The 25,275-nt window shown below is 33.0% G+C and carries 22 protein-coding genes; 14 read left to right on the forward strand and 8 right to left on the reverse strand.

Annotated elements, in window-relative coordinates; translation table 11 throughout:
- Positions 1-52: 52 nt before the first annotated feature.
- The gene (locus J2X31_RS08200; RefSeq protein ID WP_310026136.1) at positions 53-1,282 is read left to right on the forward strand and encodes an O-antigen translocase; all 1,230 of its coding nucleotides are present in this window, start codon (positions 53-55) and stop codon (positions 1,280-1,282) included.
- Here the strand turns inward: J2X31_RS08200 and J2X31_RS08205 are convergent.
- Genes J2X31_RS08205 through J2X31_RS08215 form a run of 3 tightly spaced genes read right to left on the reverse strand, consistent with a single transcriptional unit; the run spans position 1,279 to position 4,342 of the window.
- Positions 1,279-1,848, reverse strand: a complete 570-nt coding sequence (locus J2X31_RS08205) for an HAD family hydrolase (RefSeq protein ID WP_310025901.1) — start codon at positions 1,846-1,848, stop codon at positions 1,279-1,281. The genes J2X31_RS08200 and J2X31_RS08205 overlap by 4 nt on opposite strands.
- Positions 1,845-2,714, reverse strand: a complete 870-nt coding sequence (locus J2X31_RS08210) for a decaprenyl-phosphate phosphoribosyltransferase (RefSeq protein WP_310025902.1) — start codon at positions 2,712-2,714, stop codon at positions 1,845-1,847. Before J2X31_RS08210 ends, J2X31_RS08205 begins: the two co-directional genes overlap by 4 nt.
- The gene (locus J2X31_RS08215) at positions 2,711-4,342 is read right to left on the reverse strand and encodes a hypothetical protein (RefSeq protein WP_310025903.1); all 1,632 of its coding nucleotides are present in this window, start codon (positions 4,340-4,342) and stop codon (positions 2,711-2,713) included. Before J2X31_RS08215 ends, J2X31_RS08210 begins: the two co-directional genes overlap by 4 nt.
- 397 nt (positions 4,343-4,739) lie before the next feature.
- Between J2X31_RS08215 and J2X31_RS08220 the strand changes: the two genes are divergently transcribed.
- Positions 4,740-5,771 (forward strand): hypothetical protein, encoded by a 1,032-nt coding sequence (locus tag J2X31_RS08220; RefSeq protein WP_310025904.1) that lies wholly within the window; start codon positions 4,740-4,742, stop codon positions 5,769-5,771.
- 2 nt (positions 5,772-5,773) lie between these two features.
- Positions 5,774-7,705 carry a S8 family peptidase gene (locus J2X31_RS08225; protein WP_310025905.1) on the forward strand — a complete coding sequence of 644 codons (1,932 nt, stop codon included), beginning with the start codon at positions 5,774-5,776 and terminating at the stop codon, positions 7,703-7,705.
- 48 nt (positions 7,706-7,753) lie between these two features.
- Here J2X31_RS08225 and J2X31_RS08230 read toward each other — a convergent pair whose 3' ends face one another.
- Positions 7,754-8,650 (reverse strand): glycosyltransferase, encoded by an 897-nt coding sequence (locus J2X31_RS08230; protein WP_310025906.1) that lies wholly within the window; start codon positions 8,648-8,650, stop codon positions 7,754-7,756.
- A gap of 49 nt (positions 8,651-8,699) precedes the next feature.
- On the opposite strand from J2X31_RS08230, the gene J2X31_RS08235 reads away from it, so the two are divergent.
- Together J2X31_RS08235 and J2X31_RS08240 are read left to right on the forward strand one after the other, a co-directional pair.
- Complete coding sequence (locus J2X31_RS08235) at positions 8,700-9,788, forward strand: glycosyltransferase (RefSeq protein ID WP_310025907.1); 1,089 nt, start codon at positions 8,700-8,702, stop codon at positions 9,786-9,788.
- 9 nt (positions 9,789-9,797) lie between these two features.
- The gene (locus J2X31_RS08240) at positions 9,798-10,193 is read left to right on the forward strand and encodes a sugar 3,4-ketoisomerase (protein WP_310025909.1); all 396 of its coding nucleotides are present in this window, start codon (positions 9,798-9,800) and stop codon (positions 10,191-10,193) included.
- A gap of 3 nt (positions 10,194-10,196) precedes the next feature.
- Here J2X31_RS08240 and J2X31_RS08245 read toward each other — a convergent pair whose 3' ends face one another.
- From J2X31_RS08245 to J2X31_RS08255, 3 genes are read right to left on the reverse strand one after another with little or no spacing between them, the layout of a single operon-like run.
- Entirely contained in the window at positions 10,197-11,135 is a 939-nt protein-coding gene (locus tag J2X31_RS08245) for a glycosyltransferase family 2 protein (protein ID WP_310025911.1), read from the reverse strand.
- A gap of 1 nt (position 11,136) precedes the next feature.
- Complete coding sequence (locus J2X31_RS08250; protein WP_310025913.1) at positions 11,137-12,243, reverse strand: glycosyltransferase; 1,107 nt, start codon at positions 12,241-12,243, stop codon at positions 11,137-11,139.
- 46 nt (positions 12,244-12,289) lie between these two features.
- Complete coding sequence (locus tag J2X31_RS08255; RefSeq protein WP_310025914.1) at positions 12,290-12,973, reverse strand: cell division ATP-binding protein FtsE; 684 nt, start codon at positions 12,971-12,973, stop codon at positions 12,290-12,292.
- Between the two features lie 191 nt (positions 12,974-13,164).
- Here J2X31_RS08255 and J2X31_RS08260 point away from each other — a divergent pair, with 191 nt between their 5' ends.
- From J2X31_RS08260 to J2X31_RS08300, 9 genes are all read left to right on the forward strand, one after another.
- Positions 13,165-16,182 (forward strand): tetratricopeptide repeat protein, encoded by a 3,018-nt coding sequence (locus J2X31_RS08260; RefSeq protein ID WP_310025916.1) that lies wholly within the window; start codon positions 13,165-13,167, stop codon positions 16,180-16,182.
- 33 nt (positions 16,183-16,215) lie between these two features.
- Entirely contained in the window at positions 16,216-18,015 is a 1,800-nt protein-coding gene (locus J2X31_RS08265) for a TonB-dependent receptor (protein WP_310025917.1), read from the forward strand.
- Between the two features lie 81 nt (positions 18,016-18,096).
- Positions 18,097-18,549 (forward strand): hypothetical protein, encoded by a 453-nt coding sequence (locus tag J2X31_RS08270; RefSeq protein ID WP_310025919.1) that lies wholly within the window; start codon positions 18,097-18,099, stop codon positions 18,547-18,549.
- A 230-nt stretch (positions 18,550-18,779) separates the two neighbouring features.
- On the forward strand, positions 18,780-20,396 hold the full coding sequence (gene asnB, locus J2X31_RS08275; protein WP_310025921.1) for an asparagine synthase B: 1,617 nt from the start codon (positions 18,780-18,782) through the stop codon (positions 20,394-20,396).
- 214 nt (positions 20,397-20,610) lie between these two features.
- A complete protein-coding gene (locus tag J2X31_RS08280) occupies positions 20,611-21,018 on the forward strand; it encodes a hypothetical protein (RefSeq protein ID WP_310025922.1) in 408 nt (135 codons plus the stop codon).
- 139 nt (positions 21,019-21,157) lie between these two features.
- Positions 21,158-22,006, forward strand: coding sequence for an aldose 1-epimerase family protein (locus J2X31_RS08285; protein WP_310025924.1), 849 nt, complete (start codon positions 21,158-21,160; stop codon positions 22,004-22,006).
- A 1-nt stretch (position 22,007) separates the two neighbouring features.
- On the forward strand, positions 22,008-22,235 hold the full coding sequence (locus J2X31_RS08290) for a GNAT family N-acetyltransferase (protein ID WP_310025925.1): 228 nt from the start codon (positions 22,008-22,010) through the stop codon (positions 22,233-22,235).
- Positions 22,232-22,474 (forward strand): GNAT family N-acetyltransferase, encoded by a 243-nt coding sequence (locus J2X31_RS08295; RefSeq protein WP_310025926.1) that lies wholly within the window; start codon positions 22,232-22,234, stop codon positions 22,472-22,474. The genes J2X31_RS08290 and J2X31_RS08295 overlap by 4 nt, the downstream gene beginning before the upstream one ends.
- Positions 22,475-22,582: 108 nt before the next feature.
- Positions 22,583-22,996, forward strand: coding sequence for a hypothetical protein (locus J2X31_RS08300; RefSeq protein ID WP_310025927.1), 414 nt, complete (start codon positions 22,583-22,585; stop codon positions 22,994-22,996).
- Between the two features lie 276 nt (positions 22,997-23,272).
- Here the strand turns inward: J2X31_RS08300 and J2X31_RS08305 are convergent, their stop codons facing one another.
- On the reverse strand, positions 23,273-25,138 hold the full coding sequence (locus J2X31_RS08305) for a monovalent cation:proton antiporter-2 (CPA2) family protein (protein ID WP_310025928.1): 1,866 nt from the start codon (positions 25,136-25,138) through the stop codon (positions 23,273-23,275).
- Positions 25,139-25,275 lie beyond the last annotated feature (137 nt).

Below are 25,275 nucleotides of genomic sequence, written 5' to 3' on the forward strand. Positions count from 1 at the left end.
TATCAAAAAAATACTGAAAACGCAATTATTCAAAATCTCTTCACTCAACAGTGTGAGCATTTTGATTAAAATTGGTATTGGATTGATTACTTCAAAAGTTATAGCGGTTTTTGTTGGCCCAGCAGGTATGGCCTTGGTTGGTAATATGCGAAATTTTATGACTTCCATAGAGAGTATTGCCACAATTGGTTTGAATGGAGGTATTATCAAAACTGTTGCAGAAAATAAGGATTATACAGAAAGATTGAATAAAATACTTTCAACTGTTTTTATTGCATTTTTAGCTGTTGCCATTCTGTTGAGTATTACTTTGCTTTTTTTTGCAGATTTTTTCAATCATAAAATCTTTGGAGACGATTATCAATATTCCTTTGTTTTCAAGGTTTTGGCAATAGCTATTCCATTTTATACCTTATCGATATTTTTTTTAGCAATTATTAATGGTTTAGGAAAATTTAAGAATGTTATTTACATTAATATTATTGGTAATATTATTGGCATACTAGTTTCTCTTTTGCTAATTACACGTTTTCAAACCGTTGGAGCTTTGTTAGCCATTGTCATAACACCTTCCTTATTATTCTTTGTTACCTTGTATTTTATCAATAAAGAATTTCTAATCTTGAACATAGTAAGGAAGAATAAATTTGATTTTTCAGTTATAAAAGACCTCTCCTCCTATTCGTTGATGGCTTTTTTTTCAGGGATTTTTGGGTCGTTTGTTTATCTCACGATTCGTAAAAATGTTATTGCTACTGTAGGAATACAAGAAGCTGGTTATTGGGAGTCTATAACCCGAATTTCAGGTTATTATTTGATGTTTGTTACCACACTGATATCAGTGTATTATTTGCCAAAGCTTTCTGTTGCCAAAAGAATGGAAGAAACGAGTGCTTTGTTTTGGAATTTTTTTAAAATCATTCTTCCAGTGTTTATCATTGGGCTAACAGTAATCTATTTTTTGCGTTTTTTTATAATTAGAGCATTATTCACAAAAGAATTTATCCCCGTAGAAGGATTGTTTTTTTGGCAACTGTTAGGAGATGCCTTTAAGGTCGCTTCCCTTATATTAGCGTATCAGTTTATTGCTAAAAAAATGACTAAGGCGTTTATTGTAACAGAAATACTATCTTTAGTTATGTTTTTGTTATCCAGCTATTTTCTAGCTCGAATGTATGAAGTTGAAGGTGTTGTTATGGCACATTGTATTACTTATTTTCTTTATCTTGTTGTTTTAGTTCTTTATTTTAGAAAAACCTTATTTAAAAGAATTGATAACTAGAGTCTAGAAAGTTTTAACATCTCGGCGTCACCTTTTCCCGAACCATAAGTATATATAGAAGTAAAATTATCAAGGTTAATTTCATGGGTAATCCGATTGACTTTTTCTTTGCCATAGCAATTTTTAGAAGAAAAATTTCCAGTCAATGATGAATCTATAATTTCAATTTTTGTTCCAATTACCTCCACGCCAAATTTATTACTCCAAGGAGCTATCCATTCGGGAATTGAAGCGGTAACTATATAAATAGTGTCTCTATTTTCAAGGTGTTTGATAAAAGAAAAAAAAAGTTTAGGGTCTAGATTTTTACTTATATGATTTAAAGCAAAACTCTCACAAAAGTTTAAAAAAACAGCTTCTTTCATACGACCAAAAAAATATGAGATAAACTTAATTTTTACTTTTTCATTAGACATTAATTTAATCTTCATGGCAATTAGATAAGGAGATAGAAAGATTATTCCTCCGTAAAACGCAAAAACACCTTTGCTGAATTTAGTAAACTCAATTAGGCTGTCTTTTTTATATAGTGTTCCGTCAAAATCAAAAAGCGCAAGTGTTTTCATGGATTGACATATAATAAATAGCTCATTAAAAGAATCCAACACAATATAATAATTTGTAAAAAAAAATCTTTTAAAACAATTAAGGTTGGGGAATATGTTGATTGATTTACGAGTGCTAATTTTAAATACCTGAGAATACCATTGATTACAAAAAGTATAGAAAGATAAAGTAGTTCCGAATGATAATTTTTTTGGACCTCTGGAGAAATACAATAGAAAATGTAGCTTACAATAAGTACAGAAGATAGGACACCAAGTGTAATATCTATAAAAACTAGATTATATCCGTCAATATTTTTACGAACTTTTTGTCCGTTTTGAGCTAAAATTACATCCGATCTTCTTTTCGCAAATCCGATAAATAAAGCAAAAATATAAGTAATTAGCAATATCCAGATGGAAAGCTTTATTTCGGTTACTATTGCACCAGAAAGTATTCGAAGAACAAATCCTATTGCGATAATATTTACATCTAATATTGCGATATGCTTCAGCCACCTTGAATAAAGGAAATTTTGGAAAATGTAAAATGATAATATGAGAAATAAATAAAATGAAAAATAGTAAGATGTTATTAATGTTCCGACTGAAAATATAACCATCAGGATAAATGCATTTCGAATACTGATTGTCCCTGAAGCCAAAGGTCTATTGCGTTTTTCAGGATGAAGTTTGTCTTCTTCTATATCAAAATAGTCATTAAGAATATAGATACTACTAGCTGCGAAACAAAATAGAGTAAAAGCAATAAGAGTACTCAATAATTGGGATGGGTTTAGAAATGCTTTACCAAAAAACAGTGGTGCAAAAACAAAAGCATTTTTAATATATTGTTCAACACGAATAAGCTTCAAATATTTTTTCATTTCTTTTTTAATGAATTGTAAATTAAAAAGTGTTCGGTCTCATCTACCTTTTTAAAATTAAAATATATATACCTTCCAATATAGCTAGAATCAGCATCTTCGTCTACTAAAAAAGATTTTTCTTTTACAAAAGATTTTTCTAGAAATACATAGTTTTCTTTTTTGGCGGCTAACTTGATAAATCTATCGAATTCTCTATTTACTTCTGTGTTGATTATCCAATCTGCTGGGAGTTGACTCTGTTTGTCAAAAATATAATTAGTCATACAGAAATTTGGAGCAACTATAATACTATTGCCATATTTTTTTATGAGCTCTTTTAAATCAAGATGCTTTTCAAAATTTTCTTTATTGGTTTTAATATATTTTAGTTTGGGAGAAATAGTTCCAAGTGAATAAGTTAGATTAAAAATATTTTTTTCCCTATAGGGGTATAAGTTATATGAAAAAGCAACTAGAGCTATAGAGGTTAGCAATATTGATAATGTTGAAAGAATATATACTTTAAAGTAAAATATTTCCATATTGTATAAAACAATAATTAGTGTTAAAATAATTCCTGTAGCAAATAAGATTGGGTAAGGATAGCCCAAACTTATTGAAACAGACCAACTAATGCCTAAACTTACAATTAAGGGGAAAATATATTTGAAGTTTTTTTTCTTAAAAAAAAACAGATATAAAATACCAATACAGCCAGTGTTGAATCCAACTCTAGATGCTAATTCAATTTTAAAGAAAGAAAGAAAAATGCTAATGGCAAAAAGTATAAGAAAAACTACTTTGAATGGTTTCGCTAGTACCGTAAATTCTTGTTTTGTTTTTTTAAGATAAAAAAATATGCTTAAACCAATTAGAATAAAGATTGGTAAAGATAAGTGCCAAGGCATAAATACATAATTGCTAAATCCAGTATTGTATAATTGTTGAAGTGTTGTTTCTCCCGTAGTTAGATTTGCATAATTACTCAAGCTTGTAATAGATGAGATAACTAAAAGGAATATACTCAATAAAAATAGTGTTAGGATTGAAAATATAATTGCTTTTTTCAAACCATATTCAATAAGAAACCAAAGTATGAAAAGAAAAGGAACTAAATAAAATGATTGCTTAGTAAAAGCACATAAAAGACACAGAAAAGCAATTGTGAAAGATTTAAAGAATTGAAATTGCTTTTGTTCAGACATTAGCCAAAAAGCTATTGAAACAAAGAAAAGCCCGTCTAAGGTAGGCCACGGGTAGGGTGAGAAATTTAATAATGAAACCATAAAACAAATACACATAACAGCCCATTTGTTTATTCTAATAGCTTTAAAATCATATAAATTATCGAATGCCGATACACATAAATATACTTGTATAGAAAAAATTACATAAGTAATTATTCTAAATAAAAAGAACTGTCCCGATATTGGAAGCAGCTTCATAAGCAATGCATTTAGGTATAATGTAACAGGTGGGCCTTTGTAAATAAAGTCTTGATAAGCATCTTCTCCATTAATAATTCTCCAAGAAAAACTAGGAATATAACCAGTATCATAATTTTCCATTCCAAATTGGCTGAGTATTAAGGAATAAAAAGCTACTATGAAAAAGAAAAGATACTTGTAGAAATAGTGACGTTTCATCAAAAGAGTTTTAAAAGGGTAAATTTAGAAGTTCAAAATCATAAATTATAATTTTTTTATAATTATTATGATTAAAAAAAACGCTAGTATCTACATTAATTTAATCATTAAAATAATATTCGAATTTTTGTAGATTAAATTTAATATCTTTTAAATTTCAAAATCATATATTAAGTTCATATTCTAAGTTTAACTATTTTACGTTACTAAGATAAGGAATTAAAAATAGGTATAAATATGTGATAATACAATTCCTGTTTACGTAAAAAAGATCAACTTCAGTTTTTACTAAAATGTTCTTGATGTTATCTAATTGAAATATAATTGTTTATCTATTTGTTTTTGTGTTTTTTTAGTTTAAATTTATAGGATAATTATTAAAATAAAAACAACACTTATGAAAAAACAAATTTTATTTATCGGAACATTTTTAATTTCTGCAATGGGATTATCCCAAACACTTTATACAAGTGATGGCTCATTAGCAGGCCATAGAAAAGTGACACTAGGAGGAAGAAATTTAACATTTACTCCTGCAACATCTAACTCTGAATTTTTTATTCATGGGGGTACAGGATTTGTTGGTATTGGAAAATTAAATCCTACTTCAATGCTTGATGTTGATGGCCAAATAATAGCTGTAGGAGCATCATTTCCAAAATCTATTCCTAATGGGACTGTTTTTGCAAATGTAGATGAAGAACTAAAATCGACAAATGTATTGTCAGCTGGAACGGTTGTTAATACATTAAATAATACAAAAACATTTAATTTTTTTGATCAGCAAAGTACACCAACAAGGGTCAATCCAAGTTTTTGGTTTTCATTACAAAATCGTAATGATATTGCAAGGTTTGTTGTATCAGCATCACAAGGAGGTTCTGGTGCTTTAACATTATATGATAAGAATGAAGCAGAGGTATTCAGAGTTCTCGATTATGGGAATGAGAGTATTATATTGCAAATGCCTAAACCAAATACAAGAGTTGTTATTGGAGATTATTCAAGCTACACACCAAGTTTAGTTCACAAGTTTTGTGTAAAAGGAGGTAGTGCGTTAATTGAAGGTAATATATTAACAGATTCTAATATTGGTATTGGAACTTCAAATTTTGTTGATGGACCTGATACTTACAGGCTTTCTGTTGATGGAGCTATTAGAGCAAATAGAGTAAAAGTTTACACTACATGGGCTGACTATGTTTTTGAAAAAGATTATGGACTGCCAACATTGGAAGAAGTTGAAAAACATATTATTGAGAAGGGGCATTTGAAAGATATTCCATCTGCTAAAGATGTAGAACAAAATGGAATTGAATTAGGAGAAATGAATAAACTTTTGTTACAAAAAGTTGAAGAATTGACTTTGTATATAATTGAAATGAATAAAGAATTGCAAGTAGTGAAAAGTCAAATTAAAGATAATTAATTATGAAAATTAATTTAAAGATATTACTATTTCTGTTACTAGCTTCTAACTCATATTGCCAGTATATTTTTCATATTGAATTATCAGATTATAATTTAGCTCCTAATTTCAATCAAGTTAATGGCAAATTAGTATATAGTGGTAACGATATCAATGAAAAAGCATTTTTTAGTAATTATGAAATTAGTAGTTTTCATCAATCGTTCCCTGCTTCAAGATGGCAAAAAAATCTAAATATTTTTACTGTAGTTTCCAGTAGTGATAAATTAATGAACGAAATGCTTATTCGCTTTCCTGAAAAGTATCTGAAAGGCGAAGATATAACTAATATGAAATACGAATTATCGAATTCATATCCTAACGATTACGGAACTACAAGTCCGGTTGCAAACTTAGGAGTTCCTTTAAGTATGAGTAATTATGATTACATAAATGTTCCTAAAGCTTGGGATTATACTTTTGGAGATCCCAAGGTTAAAATTGGAATATCGGACAGTTATATAAATATTTTGGATAGTGATTTCAGTGGGAAAACAACACTTTTGACATCGTACCCATATGGATATAATCTTACTAGTCCTGGAGGAGCGGGACCTCACGGAACTTCAGTAGCTGGCCTAGCAGCAGGTCAAGGAAACAATGGGCAAGGAACTGTAGGTGTCTGCTCCGATTGTAGTATTTTAGGCGTTCAGTATGGAAATTATAATAATTTATTATTATTAGCCCAAGCAGGTGCAAAAGTTATAAATATGAGCTGGAGTTTTTTAAGTACTGACCCTAATTTGACTACTTATCAGGGGGTTATAGACGAGATTTATGAGATGGGTGTTGTTTTAGTCGCATCTGCGGGAAATCAAAATTCTTATGCACTCCAATACGCCCCTAATTACTTGGTTTATGCTTACCCAGCATCTTATAATCATGTTATTTCTGTTACGTCGGTTAATCATAAAAATAAAAATATTGGAGATGAAGTTACTAATGAAACTTTCGGCGACGTTTCATGGCACGTTGAAGATATGATAACGCCTACAGGCGTAATGAACCAAAACGGAGTCTATTATACACCCTATTGGGATGGACACACAACAAATGAAAAAGTTGATATTTGTGCACCTGGATGGAAAATTATGATTTATCCATGGTATGTTTTAGGTAATATAGATCCTATCACTGGACTCCCACACCACTATGGGAGTGGTACATCTCAAGCTTCACCACAAGTTGCCGGTACAGTAGGTCTTATGCTTTCTCTAAATAGATGTTTGAATCCTGATGAAGTTAAAGATATTTTACAGTTAAACTCTAAAAACATAGAGTCAAATCCATATAACAGTTATTTTCTTGGCAGGATAGGGTCTGGAAAGTTAGAAACTGGTGATGCTGTCGAATTTGTTAGTGAAGCAATGGATCCTAATGGTAATGCCTTAATAGATGGGCAAGATTTTTATAGGTTTAATTTTGATCTACAAAATATAAATAACAACTTAACTATTTCGAATCAAATTTTTAGAGATAAAAATACATCCAATTTCGTAGCAAGAAACAGTATTGAAGTTCTACAAAATTCAGATTTTAAACCCAATGAATATGGTTTTATAGACTTAAAGGTTAATGAGAATATTGATATTACTTGTTCAGAAATGAATAATGTTTCGAGATCCAATACTCAACAAAAGAAAACAGCAGTTCGATCAAATGGTTCTAAACTATTCCCAAATCCCAATACAGGATCATTCAATATTTCTTTAGAAGACAAGACCATAAAAAATATTTCTATTGTTGTATATGATGTTCTAGGAAAACCTGTATATCAAGCTGATAATTTAACCGATACTTTTGAAATAAATCTTCCTAATCTTGCTTCTGGGATGTATTTTGTTAGGTTATTCTCGATTAATTATAGCGAAACACTCAAGTTTATTAAAAAATAAGCATCTTAAATTTAAAAAGATAAAAGGATAGAATTTTCTATCCTTTTTTTACCTTAACAACAATATTCGTATTCTCATTTCCAACCAAACAAACCTTAAAGCCAACAAGACATTACCCGTTCTAATAGCGATTTTTGTTTCGAGACGGATTCTCTTGAGCATGGCTCTATTTTCCTCTTTTGTTCGGTTTAGATGTAATGCTTTTAATAGAATTTTATAAGTTGAGAAACCTAGTTTCCAAGTTTTCTTGTTCCACCTTCGTGATCTGTAAGAAGTCATTGAAGTTTTTAGCTCCCTTTTTCGCACTAGGGTAGTATCAATAAAATCAAAATTATAATAACGCGCTGTTTTTATCCACAAGTCATAATCCTCGTAGGCCAGACTTTCATCGTATCCTGAAAAACGATCATACACTTCTCTTTTTACCATCGATGAAACGGAACAAACATTGTTTTGCATGTTCAATAAGCCTTTGTATATATCGCCAGACCTGTTGTCTTTTCCGGAAGTGTTGGTGTTGTAGATTTCAAAAAAGTTTCCAATTAAGTGGTTATTTTCGTCGATAAGTTCCAATCCTCCATATACAATTCCTACATTCTCATAAGCAGAATTTTGAAATTGATTGATTTGCATGGCTACACAATACTCCATCAGGATATCATCGGCAGCCAAATCGATGATATAATCTCCGTTGCAAATTTTAAAAGCCTTATTGAATGCTGTAGTATTGCCCAGATTTTTTTCGTTTGCAATAAATGGAATACTGGGATGCTCTTTGAGCCATTCCCGGATGATATTTACAGAGTTGTCTGTACTACAATCGTCTACAATGATCAACTCAATGTTTGGATAGGTCTGATTGATAACCGAATTCAAAGTTTCAACAACAAATTGTCCGTGATTGTAACACAAGCAAACAACAGTTACCAGGGGAGTATTTTGCATAAATTCAGTTAAGTGTTCTATATTTGTTTACGAAAATAGGAATTCAAAAATGAATAAAGAAAAAACAGACTTTAAAATTGCACTTGTAGGGGATTGCCTTGGAGGTGGAGGTGCTGAAAAAGTGCATGCTACACTGTCTGTTTTTTTTAACAGGAATGGTATTTCAGTCCATAATATTATTCTTTTTGATGATGTTTCATACAACTATTCAGGCGAATTGTTGAATTTGGGGAAAATGAAAAATGCAACTATTCTCGATAAACTGAAGAAATTTTATAGATGGAGAAAATATTTAAAACAGCATAAATTTGACTTCATAATTGATTTTAGAATTCGGGTTAACACTATAAACGAACTTTTGATTGCTTACTTTGCTTACAATACCTCAGTCATTTATACTGTTCATAGCGGTATCATAGAGTATTATATTCCTAAAAATAAGAGGTTAGCCAAATGGATATACAGTGCGGCAAAAATCATAACAGTTAGCAATGGCATTAAAGAAAGAGTAAATAAAATGTTGCCAATTTCTACTCAAACAATTTACAATCCTTTTGATTTAAAAGAAATTGAAATTAGAAGTAACCAATTTGTTCCTGAAGAAAAAAATTACATAATAGCCGTTGGCAGAATGAATGATAGGGTAAAACAATTTGATAAGCTCATTGAAGCTTATTCAGATTCGATTCTTCCTCAAAACAACATTAAACTTTTGATTTTAGGAGAAGGATACCTATTAAAAGAATTGAAATTATTGGCAGAACAAAAAAAAATAGCAGATAAAATAGTCTTTAAAGGGTTTAAAAAAAATCCCTATCCCTATCAAAAGAATGCTTTATTTTCAGTTTTATCCAGTAGGAATGAAGGTTTTGGAAATGTAATTGTTGAAAGTTTAGCGACAGGAACACCAGTAGTTTCTTTTGATTGTTTTACGGGGCCAAATGAAATTATCACGCATCAACATAATGGGCTTTTGGTAGAAGATCAAAACGTTTTGAAGCTAACGGAAGCAATGAACGAAATGGTAGAAAATCAGGAGTTGTATGAGCATTGTAAATCGAATGCTGTAGAAAGTGTACAAAGATTTGCATTGGAAAATATTGGTAAGCAATGGTTGGATTATTTAAAATATACGTAAGTTAGCTTTATGAATATAGAAATTATAGAAATTCCAAAGAGAGAAGACTATCGGGGAAATCTTGCTATTATAGAGAATGACACAATTCCATTTGACATCAACAGAGTTTATTATCTTTTTGATGTTCCAAGTACTTCTCATAGGGGCGGTCATGCTCATAAAAACTTGAAACAATTGCTGATAGCGGTTTCTGGTAGTTTTGATGTAGTTTTAAAAACTCCAAAAGAAACAAAAAAAATAACGCTTAACAAACCCGATAAAGGTTTGCTTATTCATGAAAATATTTGGAGGGAGTTAGAGAATTTTTCTTCAGGATCAGTTTGTTTGGTTCTGGCTTCAGAAGTTTTTAGTGAAGAAGATTACATCAGAGATTATGCTGATTTTCTAGATTATAATAAAAAATAATTCCTAGTAAGATGTTATCTTCCAGCCTTTTAATAACAAAAAAATTTTTGTTTTTTTAATCATTAGCAAGATTGATTTGGGCATCTTAAGTAATATTCTTTGAAAAAAAGTCAGGTTCTTATAGTCAATTGAATTGACGAAACTTTTAAATTCTACTTTTCTATCGGCTAATTTGCATTGTTTAGCTAAAACATAACGCTCAAAATCAATATATTTTTTTAAAGCTGGATTTTCTTTTTCTAAGGTTGTATATTTTAAATCCGGTATCTTCTTTCCCTTGATTCCGGAAGTCGTAATTTGATTTTCAGAAAAAATGGTATATCCAACTTCTGAGGCGTTGTAAAAAGCTAAATTGGAATAAGAATTTGCTCGAATGTTGAAATCCACATCTTCTGAAAAAGTAATTTCTTCATCATAAAATCCAACGTTTTCAAAGATGTTTTTATTGGCACATAAACTCGAAGGAATATATAATGGCTGACTGTTGCTTCGAGCAAAATAGTCTGTAATTAAATACATTTCTTCCTTTTTTAAATCATCAGATTTTACACTTGGTGGCAATACTAAATTGTCAGGATAAATTTCGAAATAAGTGGTTGCAAACAAAGATTCTTCAGGAAATGCATCAATTAGAGCTTTTATTTTTTGAAGAAATTGAGGTTTCCAAATATCATCTGCATCTAAAAAAGCAACATATTGTGCTTTTGCATTCCTAATTCCTGTATTCCTGCTAGCCGAAAGGCCTTTATTTTGCTCGTGGTTGACATATCTTATTTTTTCAGATATGATTTCATTGGCTTTTTCTAGACTATTGTCAGTCGAGCAATCGTTTACAATAACAATCTCGAAATCCTGAAAATCTTGAATCAAAACGCTCTTCAAAGCTTCTTGAATATAGTTTTCTTTGTTGTAGAGCGGAATTATTACGGAGAAAAAAGGCATATTAATTTTCTTTAAAAATAAAATCGAATAACGAGTTCCAGTTTTTGAAATCGGGTGCTTCAATATTTTTGTTCACGGTGCTTTTTTCAAGATTATTCTCTACAAAATCTGTGATCAATCGGGCAAGTGTTTGTGGGCTTTCTGGTTCAAAGTAATGCACTTTTTCATAAGTACCAACTGTTTCCTTTGCATAAGGCAAATTGATGGCAAAAATATCTTTTTCAAATGGTTTGAATTCTGATAATGGCAAACCCCACGTTTCCAAACGGGAAGGAAATAAAAGTACATCAACAGTGTTGTAATATTCTAAAACTTCTTCACGCTTCAACAATCCGATGCATTTTATTGAAGGATACTTTTTGGCGGATGCTACAATATAATTGGCATAAGCATTTATTTCTTTGTTTAACGTAAAATGAATTTCAATTTTTGATTGTATATGTTGGGGTAAAATTGAAAAGGCATCAACTATATATTCAAAATTTTTGAACATTCTAGGAAAACTCGGATAGAAAAAATGAATTTTATCAGGATTTAGATTTGCTTTTCTTTTTGGATTTTCAAATACAATTTCAGGATGGCCCACTACAACATTTTCAATTCCAAACATTTTTTGAAAGGATAACTTGATGGCATTTTGTTGCACTATCACCGCTGTATTGCTTTTTATATTGATTTGATAGAGATACTTATAAAACAGCGAAAACAAGCAAATCTTGAATCCAAATCGCCAATCCTTTAAGCTTGGTTTGAAAAAAGGAGTAGGGTTGTGGCAATAAACAAATTTCTTTTTGGCGGTAACGTTTGGGGAAATATCATGAAGCGAGAACCAAACATCGGCATCCAGCTGTTTGGAGAATTTCTTAAAATAAAAGTATTCATAGTAAAGTCGGGCAAACCACGATTTCTTCGAGTTAGGAAATTCGATGTACTCGATGTTTGGTATATCAAATAAAGATTTATCGTGAACAAGGGCAATTATCCTTATGTTCTTCTTGATGCTATAGTTTGATAAATGAGACAAGCAATCTGTAATTATGGATAATAAACCGCTGTTGGTCATGTTAATACCAGAAATTACAATTGTCTTTTTTGCAGCATCAATCAAATTAGGGTTGTTTAAATTTTAAAAGTCTAAAGACAATAAGCAAGGTTTAAACCGTTCTTTGAACCACTTCAAAGATAGTCCCGTTCTCACATTTCAAAGTCTTGGAAGGGAATTTCAAAAGAACCGCATAATCATGTGTGGCCATAATTACGGTTTTTCCGTTTTCATTGATTTTTCTCAAAACGTTCATTACTTCTGCACTTGTTTGAGGGTCAAGGTTTCCGGTTGGTTCATCGGCTAGAATTAGTTCCGGATCATTCAACAAGGCCCTTGCAATGGCAATTCGCTGTTGTTCTCCACCAGATAATTGATGGGGCATTTTTTTTGAAAAATTCTTCATGTCCACTTTTTCCAAAACCTCGTCAATTTTCAATTGCATTTCCTGTGTGTCTTTCCAGCCGGTTGCTCTCAAAACAAATAACATATTTTCGTTGATACTTCGGTCCGGAAGTAGTTTGAAATCTTGAAAAACAATACCAATTTTTCTTCTCAAATAAGGAATATTTTTTTCTTTTAATGCAGCCAAATCATAATCTACAATGCTTGCCTGACCTTCTGTTAAAGGCAAATCAGCATAAAGCGTTTTCATAAAACTACTTTTTCCCGAACCGGTTTTTCCAATAATATAAATAAATTCTCCGTGGTTAACTTCAAGGTTAACGTTGGATAAAATCATATTTTTTTCTTGGTAGATGTTTACATTTCTTAAAAAAAGTACCGGTTGTGACATAATAGAATTTGTTTTGCTGTAAAAGTAGTAAGATAACGCTGGTATTCAAAATATATTTTAAGGAACTTCCGGCAATTTGATTTTAACAAAAGCCTAACAAAAAAACCTTGAAAACTTGAGCAACAAACCCTAAAAAGATACGTTATACCAATTAGGAATTTGATATATTTGAATTTTAAAACCAAACCACGATGCATAAATATTCCTGGATATTGTTCCCGCTTTTAACAGCCGGAGTTTCCACCACCGTTTCTGCCCAGAAATCAGAAATTTATACCCATGATTTAAGAGATTTCAACCGAGCCATCGAGCTTTATAAAGACAAGCAGTACCTTTCGGCTCAAATCATTTTCGAGGAAATTAAACAGCAAAACCACAATCAGGAAGTTCAGGCCGATTGTGCTTATTATATTGCCAACTGTGCCATCCGACTCAACCAGCAAGGTGCCGATAAATTGATGGAAGATTTTGTTCGGAATTATCCAACAAGCTCAAAGCAAAATCAGGCTTATATAGAAGTGGCCCATTTTTATTTCGAACAAGGGCAATATCCTCAATCTTTGGAGTGGTTTGATAGAGTGGATGAAAGCACATTGAGTAAAGAAGATATCAATAAATACAATTTCCAAAAAGGATATGTGTTTTTTACGGCTAAAGATAAAAAGCAAGCAACTGCCTATTTCAATAAAGTAGCCAATTCTCAAGAATATGGTTCCCAGGCCAAGTATTATCTTGGGTTTATGGCCTATGAAGCTGATGATTATAAAGAAGCTACCAAACAGTTTGATCAAGTTTCTGGAGAAGAAAAATACAAAGAAAAAATGTCCTATTTCCAAGCGGATATGAATTTCAAGCTCGGAAAATTTCAGGAAGCAATTGATTTGGGATTGAAAGCAATGGCGAAATCAAATGCCCAAGAAAAATCGGAATTGAATAAAATTATCGGGGAAAGTTATTTCAACCTGAAACAATACGACAAGGCAATTCCTTATTTGGCAGAATACAAAGGCAAAAAAGGAAAATGGAATAACACGGATTATTACATTTTAGGATATGCCTACTACCAACAGAAAGATTACGAAAATGCAATTGCACAATTCAATAAGATAATTGAAGGAAAAGATTTCGTGGCCCAAAATGCCTATTACCATTTAGGGGAAAGTTATTTGAAAACCAACAGAAAACAACAGGCCTTGAATGCTTTCAAGAATGCTTCGGAAATGGATTTTGATTTGAAAATTCAAGAAGATGCCTATTTCAATTATGCCAAGTTGAGCTATGAAATTGGAAATTCCTACCAAAGTATTCCGAGTGTTTTGAGTGCTTTTATAGAGAAATATCCATCAAACCCAAACAAGCCAGAAGTTGAAACCTTGCTCATTAATTCCTACATCACTTCTAAAAACTATAAGGAAGCATTGGTTTTATTGGAGAAAAATAAAAGTTTCGCCAACAAGCAAGCCTATCAAAAAGTTACTTTTTATAGAGGTTTAGAATTATATACCGACGGAAATTATCAAGATGCTTTGGCTATGTTCAAAAAATCTATTGCCGAACCAAGGGATCCAAAATTTACAGCAAGAGCCACTTTCTGGAAAGGCGAAACAGAATATGTCTTGGATAATTTCAACGAATCATTATTGAGTTTCAAGCAATTTGCAGGTTATGCTGAAGCTAAAAATACTCCTGAAAACAAGAATTTCAATTATAATTTGGCGTATGCCTATTTTAAATTGAAGAATTACGATCAAGCGATTACCAATTTTCAAACCTATATTGATGCAAATAATGGCGACAAAGTTCGTTTGAATGATGCCTATCTTCGTTTGGGCGACAGCCATTTCGTTTCTGCAAAATATTGGCCTGCAATGGAAGCCTATAACAAAGCAATTGATTTAAAAGGAGTTGATGCTGATTATGCCGCATTCCAAAAAGCAATTAGTTATGGTTTTGTAGCCCGAAACGAGAAAAAAATAGAAGATTTAAACAAGTTTGTCAAAGATTTTCCAAAATCGCAATACCGTGATGATGCCTATTTTGAGTTGGCAAACACCTATACTGCCGAAAATAAAGCTGACAATGCCATCCAAACTTATGACAAGCTTTTATCTGAATATAAAAACGGATCTTATGCATCGAAAGCAATTTTACGTCAAGGTTTGATTTATTACAATTCAAATAAATCAGATCAGGCTTTGGTGAAATTTAAAAAGGTTGTTGCAGAATTTCCAAATACTCCAGAAGCTTTAGAAGCCGTTTCAACAGCCCGTTTGATTTATGTAGATGGCGGAAAAGTTAGTGAATATGCGAGTTGGGTAAAAACGCTTGATTTCGTAGAAGTTACCGATGCCGAATTGGATAACGACACCTACGAAGCGGCCGAAAAGCAATATTTGCAAAACAATGCCAAGCAGGCAATTTCAGGATTCACAGGCTATGTAGCTTCTTTTCCTAATGGTATTCATGCTTTGAAAGCGAATTTCTATCTAGGTCAACTTTATTATGCCGATGGTTTAGAAAACAATGCTGTTCCTAATTATGAATTTGTTGTTGGAAAACAACGAAACGAATTCACCGAGCAAGCCTTGGTTCGTTTGTCGCAAATTTATTTGAAGGCAAAAAATTACGACAAGGCAATTACGGTCTTGACCAGATTGGAAACAGAGGCAGATTATCCTCAAAACATCACTTTTGCACAAGCCAATTTGATGAAATCCTATTACGATAAGGCTGATTATACAAATGCGGTAACTTCTGCCGAAAAAGTTTTGGCAAATCCGAAAACGGATGATAAAGTGCGAAGTGATGCACAAATAATTGTAGCACGTTCGGCAGTGAAAACCAATGACGAAGCGAAGACCAGAACAGCTTATGCCAAATTATTGACCATTGCAAAGGGCGAAATGGCAGCCGAAGCTTTATATTATGACGCTTATTTCAAAACCAAAGATGGAAAGTTTGAAGAATCAAACAAATCGGTTCAAAAACTCACAAAGGATTATTCAGGTTATAAATATTTTGGTGCAAAAGGATTGGTGGTAATGGCGAAAAATTTCTACGGATTAAAGGACAGTTTCAATGCGACTTACATTTTGGATAATGTGATCAAGAATTTCAAGGATTATCCAGATGTCGTGGAGGAAGCTCAAAAAGAATTGGCTGTTATCAAAGCGGAAGAAGCCAAAACCAATTCGTCTATCCAAAACTAATAAGTAATTATTTTAATTTTCAATCCGAACAAAATGACTAATAAAGCTCAATATAAAATTGCATTCATCTTGCTTTTGGCAGGTTTGCAAGTCACTTTTGCACAAAAGAAAGACGAAAACATTGGAACCGAAGTTGTAAATGTGGTGAAACCCTACACGCCTACAATTTCTGATGCATTCAAAGTAAAAGAAACCCCCGTGATAGAAGACGAGGACAACACAAAGAAGGAAGAAATTCAATACAATATTTTTTCTTTTCCAGTGGCTTCTACATTTACACCTTCAAAAGGAAGGGCGGCTTCTGTGGATAAAACGGCTCAGGAACGCCTCTATAAAAACTATGTAACTTTAGGTTTTGGAAGTTATGCCTCTGCAAATGCCGAACTTTTTATTACAGAAAATATCAGCAATACGGATTATGTTGCTGGAATGCTTCGCCACCAATCTTCTCAAGGAAATATAAAAGGAGTGAAGCTGGACGATAAATTCTATGATACTTCATTGGATTTGACTTACGGAAGCAAACAGCAAAATCTTTCCTGGAATGCCGATATGGGCTATCAGCATCAAGTCTATAATTGGTATGGTTTGCCGGAATTATTCGGATTTACTTTGCCTGAAGCCGACCAAAATGCTTTAATCAATGGAATCAATCCACAGCAAACCTATCATAATTTTTACCTTGGCGGAAAAGTGAAGGCCAACGACAGTTTCTTTAACGAAGGAAGTTTTAAATACAATCGATTTTGGGACGCCTATGGTTCGGAAGAAAACAGATTCTTCATCAAGCCATCATTAAAATTTGATGTTTCAGATAAAGCCATAACCGCCAATTTCACGGTTGATTATTTGAGTACAAAATTCGACAAGGCTTTTCCAGATGTTGATAATCCAGCAACTCCTGTTTTTGGAAACGAACATTCGTATTTGACTTTGGGTGTAAATCCAAATTTTCAAATCCTGCAGGACGATTTGACTTTGAATTTGGGAGTTGACATCGTCTATCTTTCCACACTAAAAAATATTGTAAACGGAGCCGATTTTGAATCGGACAGCGACTTTTTCTTTTATCCAACCGTTACAGCCTCCTATAAAGTGGTTGGCGATTTAATGATTGCCTATGCTGGAGCCGAAGGTGGTTTGAAGCAGAATTCATACAGGGATTTTACTAATATCAACCCATTCGTTTCGCCAAACCTTTTCATAGCTCCAACAGATGCTCAATATGATATTTATTTAGGCTTGAAAGGGAAACTATCAAATGCTGTAAGTTACAACGTTCGCGGTTCGTATTTGAGTGAGAAAAACAGAGCCTTATTTTTGAGCAATGATTATTCAGAAAACCCAAATAATGAGAATTATGTTTACGGAAACTCTTTTAATGTGGTATATGATGATATGAAAACAATCAGCTTTTTTGGAGAATTGAAAGCAGATTTTTCAAAAAATGTAGCTTTTGGAATCAATGGAAGTTTCGCTACTTACAATAATGATTTGCAAGAAGAAGCTTGGAATTTACCACAGTTAAGGTTTGGAACAAGTTTGGATGTGAACATCACTAAAAAATGGTTCGCTGGAGCGAATGTATTTTTCGTTGGAGAAAGAATGGATTTCCAATTCGACCATTCTTCTGGAGCAATCGGAACTGATGGCTTGAAAACTTTAGATGGTTATTTTGATGCAAATTTGAATTTAGGATATAAACATAATGAAAGATTGACGGCATTTATAAGAGCAAATAACATCGCCAATCAAGCCTATGAAAGATGGTTGAATTATCCGGTTCAGCAATTTCAAGCAGTTCTTGGAGCGAGCTATAAATTTGATTTCTAAATAAGTTTTTGCCACAAAGACACAAAGTCACAAAGGTTTTTTTAATCTCTTTGTGGCTTTTTGTTTTATAAAAAAGATAAGATGAGTTTTAAAGAAAGAGTAGTTGCACATTACAATCAACAAATTCAGGACAAGATTGATGTTTTTCGGGATATGATTTCGGCCCTGACCGAAGATTCTAAAAATGATGCCAAAGGTTCGGCTGGCGACAAGCACGAAACTGCATTGTCCATGATGCACATAGAACAAGAAAAATTGAATTACAAGCTTCAAGAGTTTCTAGAAAGTAAAACCATCTTTTCCAACATTGATTTTAACAGGATTTCAGATAAAGTAGTGGTTGGAAGTTTGGTGCAAGCCAATGAGAATTACTTTTTAATCAGCATTGCTTTATCTAAAATTTCCATTGATGGAAAAACAGTTTTTGGAATTTCTCCACAATCGCCATTGGCTATCAAGATGTTAGGTAATTGCATCGGTTTTAATTTCGAAATTAACGGCTCAAATTATCAAATTAAACAAATCGTGTCCTAATTTCAAGAATACGATAAATTTGACACTCGAATTTTACATACTTCACAATTTATCGTTTTTTTATAATCTATAACTAAAACCCTTTTTTTAGTGCTAATTTAGTTTTTAATTTATTGTTATTTTGTTTTTATGGTTTCATATTATAACTAAAAATAAATTATTGGTTTTAATATTTAAATATAAGCTTCAAATTTGCTTTATACATTAAAAACAAAAAATACGATTAAGTTATGTGCGGAATATTAGCCATTATTGGAAAAGGAAAAGACGAACAATTAGTGAAAGCACTTTCAAAAAGAATGTCACATAGAGGACCAGACGAAAGTGATTTGCATATTACAGAAAATGGGCACATTTTGAGCCACGAACGATTGTCAATCATCGATTTACATTCGGGTAAGCAACCTATAAAAGGGACAAAATCGGCTTATATGGTTCATAATGGTGAAATTTATAACCATCAGGAATTGAGAGATGGCATTTTAAAGCACCATACTTTTAAAACCAAATCAGATTCTGAAGTTATTGTTCATTTGTATGAAGAATTCGGTTATGATTTTCTAAATAAACTAGATGGCGATTTTGCTTTTGTGGTTATTGATGGCGATGATTTTATTGCAGGACGTGACCCAATGGGAGTGAAGCCTCTCTATTATGGTCTTGACGAAAGAGGTAGGGTTTATTTCGCATCAGAAATGAAACCAGTAACCGATCAATGCAAGACGTTCTCGACCTTTCCTCCAGGACATTATTATACTCCAAAAACAGGATTTGTAAAATATTACAAGCCTGAATACGAGGATTTTAAAAATGCCACACGAGAACTAGATTTGTCTTTAATCAGAGAAACGTTAACCGAAGCTACAAGAAAAAGATTGATGAGTGATGTGCCAATTGGTGTGTTATTATCTGGAGGTTTAGATTCCTCTTTAACCTCATCAATTGCTGCAAGATTATTGGCAGAAAAAGGAAAAAAATTAAGCTCGTTTTCAATAGGCTTGGATGCAGATGCTCCAGATGCTAAAGCGGCAAGAAAAGTAGCTGAATTTTTAGGAACAGATCACCACGAAATTCATTTTACAATTGATCAAGGAATTGAAATCCTGAATAAATTGATATGGCATCTTGAAACCTATGATGTAACTTCCGTAAGGGCAAGTACGCCAATGTATTTCCTTTCAAAAGCAATTACAGATAGGGGGATAAAAGTGGTGCTTTCTGGAGAAGGAGCCGATGAAATATTTGGAGGTTATTTGTATTTTAGAAATGCACCTTCGACAGAAGATTTCCAAAAAGAAACAATCGAAAGAGTTCAAAAGTTATTTACTGCCGATTTGTTAAGAGCCGATAAGTCAACAATGGCTCATGGTTTAGAAGCTAGAGTTCCGTTTTTAGATAAAGCATTTTTGGATGTAGCAATGCTTATCAAAGGTGAAGAAAAGCAGCCTAAAACATACAAAGGAGTTGAAAAATACATCTTAAGAAAAGCGTTTGACACACCAGAAACTCCTTATTTGCCAGATGAAGTTTTATGGCGTCAGAAAGAGCAGTTTTCCGATGGAGTAGGATACAACTGGATTGACCAATTGATTGATTACTGTTCTAGTCAGGTTAGCGATTTGCAAATGGAACAAGCCAAAGATCGTTTTCCATACAATACGCCAACCACAAAGGAAGCCTATTATTACAGGGATATCTTCAATCAATATTATCCACAAGTAAGTGCGGCACAAACCGTTAGAAAATGGATTCCAAAATGGCAGGAAAATTTAGATCCAAGCGGAAGAGCAAATGCAGCTCACGTTCAGGCCGATACCGAAATTGCCAAATCAAATATTGTAGTATAGTTAAGTTTGTTATATAGTTTGTTTGTAGTAAAAGCGTTGAGAGGTCAACGCTTTTTTTTGTGCCAAAATTTTTCTGTTAAATTTTTTTTGATAATGCATTCAAAACTAAACAGTTGTATTGTAAGAAAATATCGCTAACATTTCTTTAACAGATTGCTTGAGCAACCTTTGTTGTTTTGGGCATCTTTAGGGAAATCAATAAATTTTAATTATTATGAAAAAGTTCAAGTTACAAGCAATTGCATTAGTATTGGTAGTTTCATCAGCATTCACTTCTTGCAGTGATGATGATAGTAATACTCCACCAGTTTTGGTTACAAAAAAATCTTTAGTTACGGCTGTAACAGGTCCTGAAACAGGAGATTTAAATCAAGAATTAACCTTGAACGTGACTTTTGCAGTTGAAAACAATTGTGGAGCTTTCAATAAGTATGTTGAAACAACTGCAGGAACCACAAAAACCATTGAGGTTGAATCAAAGTATGTAGGGTCCAATTGCGGTACAACACCAACAACAAAAAACACAACTTATAAGTTCAAATCAGCAACAGCTGGAACCTATAATTTAAAATTCAAAAAAACAGCAACCGAGTTCATCACCCACACGGTTGTTATCGATTAAGTAATTTTGTTTTTGTTAATCAGGGAAGCACTGGCTGAAAAGCCGGTGTTTTTCATTTTTAGGCCAAATGATTTATGAAATGATAGGATTGGAACATCATTATTTTTTACTTTTACATTGAAATTTAAAACATCTAAAATTGGAAGTTACTATAAAAAACAGCAATTTCACTGCAACAATAAACTCAAAAGGAGCCGAATTAATTTCGTTAAAAAGTAATAATCGAGAGTTCATCTGGGAAGGGAATCCAACATTTTGGGGCAAGCATTCTCCGGTTTTATTTCCAATAGTTGGTACTTTGAAAAACAATGAATTTCAATATTCGGAACAAAACTATACACTCTCAAGACATGGTTTTGCTCGTGATATGGATTTTGTAATTAGAGAACAATCTGAAAATAAAGTCGTTTTTTCACTTGAAGCTTCGGAAACCACCTTGAAATATTATCCCTTTATTTTTGAGCTACAACTGATTTATGTTTTAGAACAAAACAAATTGTCCATTCAATACAAAGTTTTAAACAAGGACAAAAAAGAAATACCTTTTTCAATTGGAGCACATCCGGCATTTGCCTTGCCCGAAAATTTTGAAAACTATTCTCTTTCTTTTGAAGAGGATCAAGCACTCCAATATTTTTTATTGGAAAATGATTTACTTTCTGATAAGACGGAAGATCTAAATCTCCAAGAAAATAAACTATACTTAAATTATCAACTTTTTGAAAGAGATGCACTTGTTTTCAAACAGATCAATTCAAAATCAATTACGATAAATGAAAATGGCAAACCCGTTTTAAAAGTTAATTTCAATGATTTTCCAAATTTAGGAATTTGGACAAAGGTCAATGCTCCGTTTATTTGCATAGAGCCTTGGTTTGGTTATTCAGATACAAATAAAAATACCGGAAATATATTAGAAAAAGAAGGCATCATAATTTTAGAAGCCGATAAATTTTTTGAGAGTGAATTTTCAATAGAAATCCAATAAAATGCTAACACTCCATTTTTCGCCCTTTCCGATTTTAGAGACCGAACGATTATTATTCAGAAGAGTTTCAAAAAACGATGTCAAAGAAATTCTCGAACTCAGGTCGAATCCCGAAACGATGAAATACATTCCTCGGCCTTTGCTCAAAACAATCGAAGATGCAATAGGACATTATAAAATGATTGATGAATTCAACCCGAAAATTATCGTGCAGAAATTGGATATATGATACTACCAGAATTTCAAGGAAAAGGAATAGTTTCAGAGTCCATCAAAGTGTTATTGAAATATGGTTTCGATGAGATGAATTTGCATTCTGTTGAAGCAGTGATAGATCCGGAAAATATTGCTTCAGAAAAAGTTTTACAAAAAAGCAATTTCATCAAAGAAGCCCATTTTAAGGAGAATGAATTCTTTGAAGGCAAATTTTGGGATTCAGTAGTTTATTCAATTTTAAGTAAAAAGTAAGCAACCTTTTTTGTTAGTTTGCATCTCATAATTATAATTCAATTCAAAATTATAATTCAATTCAAAATTATAATTCAATTCAAAATTATAATTCAATTCAAAAAAAAAATGAAAACTAGATTAATTAAAAATTTGTTGGGTGTTTTGGCTGTTGTAGTAACCTTTACAAGTTGTTCACTTTCAGATGATACTCAACAAAATTGTTCTCAAGTAATTGGAGTGTCAACTGTTGCAGTTTCAGGGCCAACAACAGCAACAGTTAATGAAGAAATAACGTTGACAGTTTCCTATAGAGTGGCTGAAGAATGTGGCGACTTTTATGCATTTAATACTCAGGCAATTAGTGGAACTGAAAAACAAATTACTGCATTAGTTCTTTATGATGTATGTAATTGTGATAATACAGAAAACACGAATGTAAATGAACCTTATAAATTTAAAGCTTCTGTTGCAGGAACCTATACGCTTAAATTTTTTAAAACGGAAGATACTTTTGTAACACATACCGTTACAGTAGAATAAATAAAAAAGAAATGATTCAAAATCCCGGAATTTTCCGGGATTTTTTATTTTAATGTTATCATAAGTCAAATGTGATGTAGTAGTTTATGCTGTTTAATATTCATAGCATTCATCAAATCATCTTGTAAACTATAAAAATGTTTTATCAAACATCAAATTCCCTTGCAAGTCTTTTACAATTTATTGCAAAATTGATTATTCTTCAAAATTTATTAAGCAGTGATTAACGGATTTTAAAAATATCAATATAATTTGTGTAATCGGTGGCAAAAAAAATCACTCAATCAACAAAGCACTTTCAGCATTCTGGAGGCGGAGTGCTTCACGGTCGGCAAGGATTAGTTTTTCGAGTTCCTCAATCTTTTCACGTGCCGCATTGATGTATTCTTCATCGTTGTTTTTCATGCTGGCCAGAAACTTGAGCGTCCTTTCATCATGGGTAAAAAACGTCTTGGCCGATTGTGTGGCCTCTAATTTACTATGCCCTAAAATCTTCAAGACATCCACTCCAACACGAAGGCTGGTGTCGAGCGTTTCCCTGTAAATGTGCATGATTCCGGCATTCATCTGATCATAGGCATCATAACGGTTGGAAGAACGAACCAGGATATACAAATGTGGGAAATGTTTCTTGACGGTTTCAATCATTCCCAAGCGTTTCTCGGGATCGTTGAAGGCAATCACTATAATCTGGGCCTTTTTTGCTCCAGCAATCTCCAACAAATCATAACGGGTCGCATCGCCATAGTATACCTTAAAGCCCATCTTGCGAAGAAAATCTACATTGTCACTGTCGTTATCCAACACAGTTGTTGAAATGTCATTGGCTTTCAAGAAACGTCCTATTGTGTTCCCGAAATGACCAAATCCTGCAATGATAACGGGATTGTCCTGTTCTTCGACATCGCTTTCTCTTTCGATAAAACCTGTCGGATTCATAGCGGCACATTGATGTGGGATGAGGAATTTTTCATTCAAAACCATCATGATAGGAGTGAGAGCCATGCTGATTGCGGTAACAGCCATCATCAAATCGGTGATTTCTTTGCCAAGGATGCCTTCCTGAAAGGAGAAACTCAACAGTACAAAGGCAAATTCGCCAATTTGGCTCAAGCCGACACTGAAAATAAGGTTTTGTGCATTTCGCACCTTGAAAATTCGACCCAAACTAAAGAGGATAACGGTTTTGATGAGCATCAGGCTCACCACCAAACCCACAATAAGGAAAGGTTTGCTTATGAGTAATTCAAAATCAATCGAGCTACCAACGGCAATAAAAAACAAGCCTAGCAGCAATCCTTTGAATGGGTCGATGGCGATTTCCAATTGGTGGCGGTATTCGCTGTTGGCCAAAACTACTCCTGCCAGAAAAGCACCAAGAGCGGGACTCAATCCTACTGATGTCATCAAAACCGCAATTCCCACAACAAGCAGTAGGGCAGTGGCGGTAAACATTTCACGCATTCCGGTTTTTGCCATCAAGTGGAAAACAGGACGGAGGACATATTTACCAATGAAGATAACGGTGGCAACCGCTAACAAAACGATGAGCGGTTGGCTCCACTCGGGCAAAGTATCAATTAATGTGGTATGGGTTACGGTGGTGGAAGCCGATTTCAGCGTGTCGTCTGCCAAGAGCGGAAACAACGCCAGCATCGGGATGATGGCCAAATCCTGGAACAATAAAACGGCAAAGGAGCTTTGTCCTGCAACAGATTTTATCCAGCCTTTTTCCTCCAAGGTTTGCATCACAATTGCTGTGGACGACATTGAAATAATCATTCCTAGAACCAATGAAGTCTTGAAATCCAGACCTAAAAGCAATGCCAAAGCGGTTATCAAAATGGTAGTTCCGAGTACTTGAAGTCCGCCCATTCCGGCAATGGTTTTTCGCATACGCCACAAACGTGAAGGTTCAAGTTCAAGGCCGATTACAAAAAGCATCATCACAACGCCAAATTCTGCAAAGTGCATGATGTCATGTCCTTCGGTTCCGATAAAGCCGAAACAAAACGGTCCGATGATGACACCGGCTACAAGATAACCGAGTACGGAACCTAGACCCAGTCTTTTGGCAATTGGCACCATTATTACGGCTCCTGCCAGGTATATCATTGCTTGAAATAAGAAGTTTTCTTGCATATTATTTATTTTATTTAAACACAGATTTTACAAATTTTCACAGATTGTAATTCTTAATTGAACACAGATTTCTAAATTGGATAATACAGAATCTGTGAAAATCTGTGCAATCTTTGTTACATTTAAATCTGTATAAA

This window comes from Flavobacterium arsenatis (assembly GCF_031456785.1).
Taxonomy (GTDB): Bacteria; Bacteroidota; Bacteroidia; order Flavobacteriales; family Flavobacteriaceae; genus Flavobacterium; species Flavobacterium arsenatis.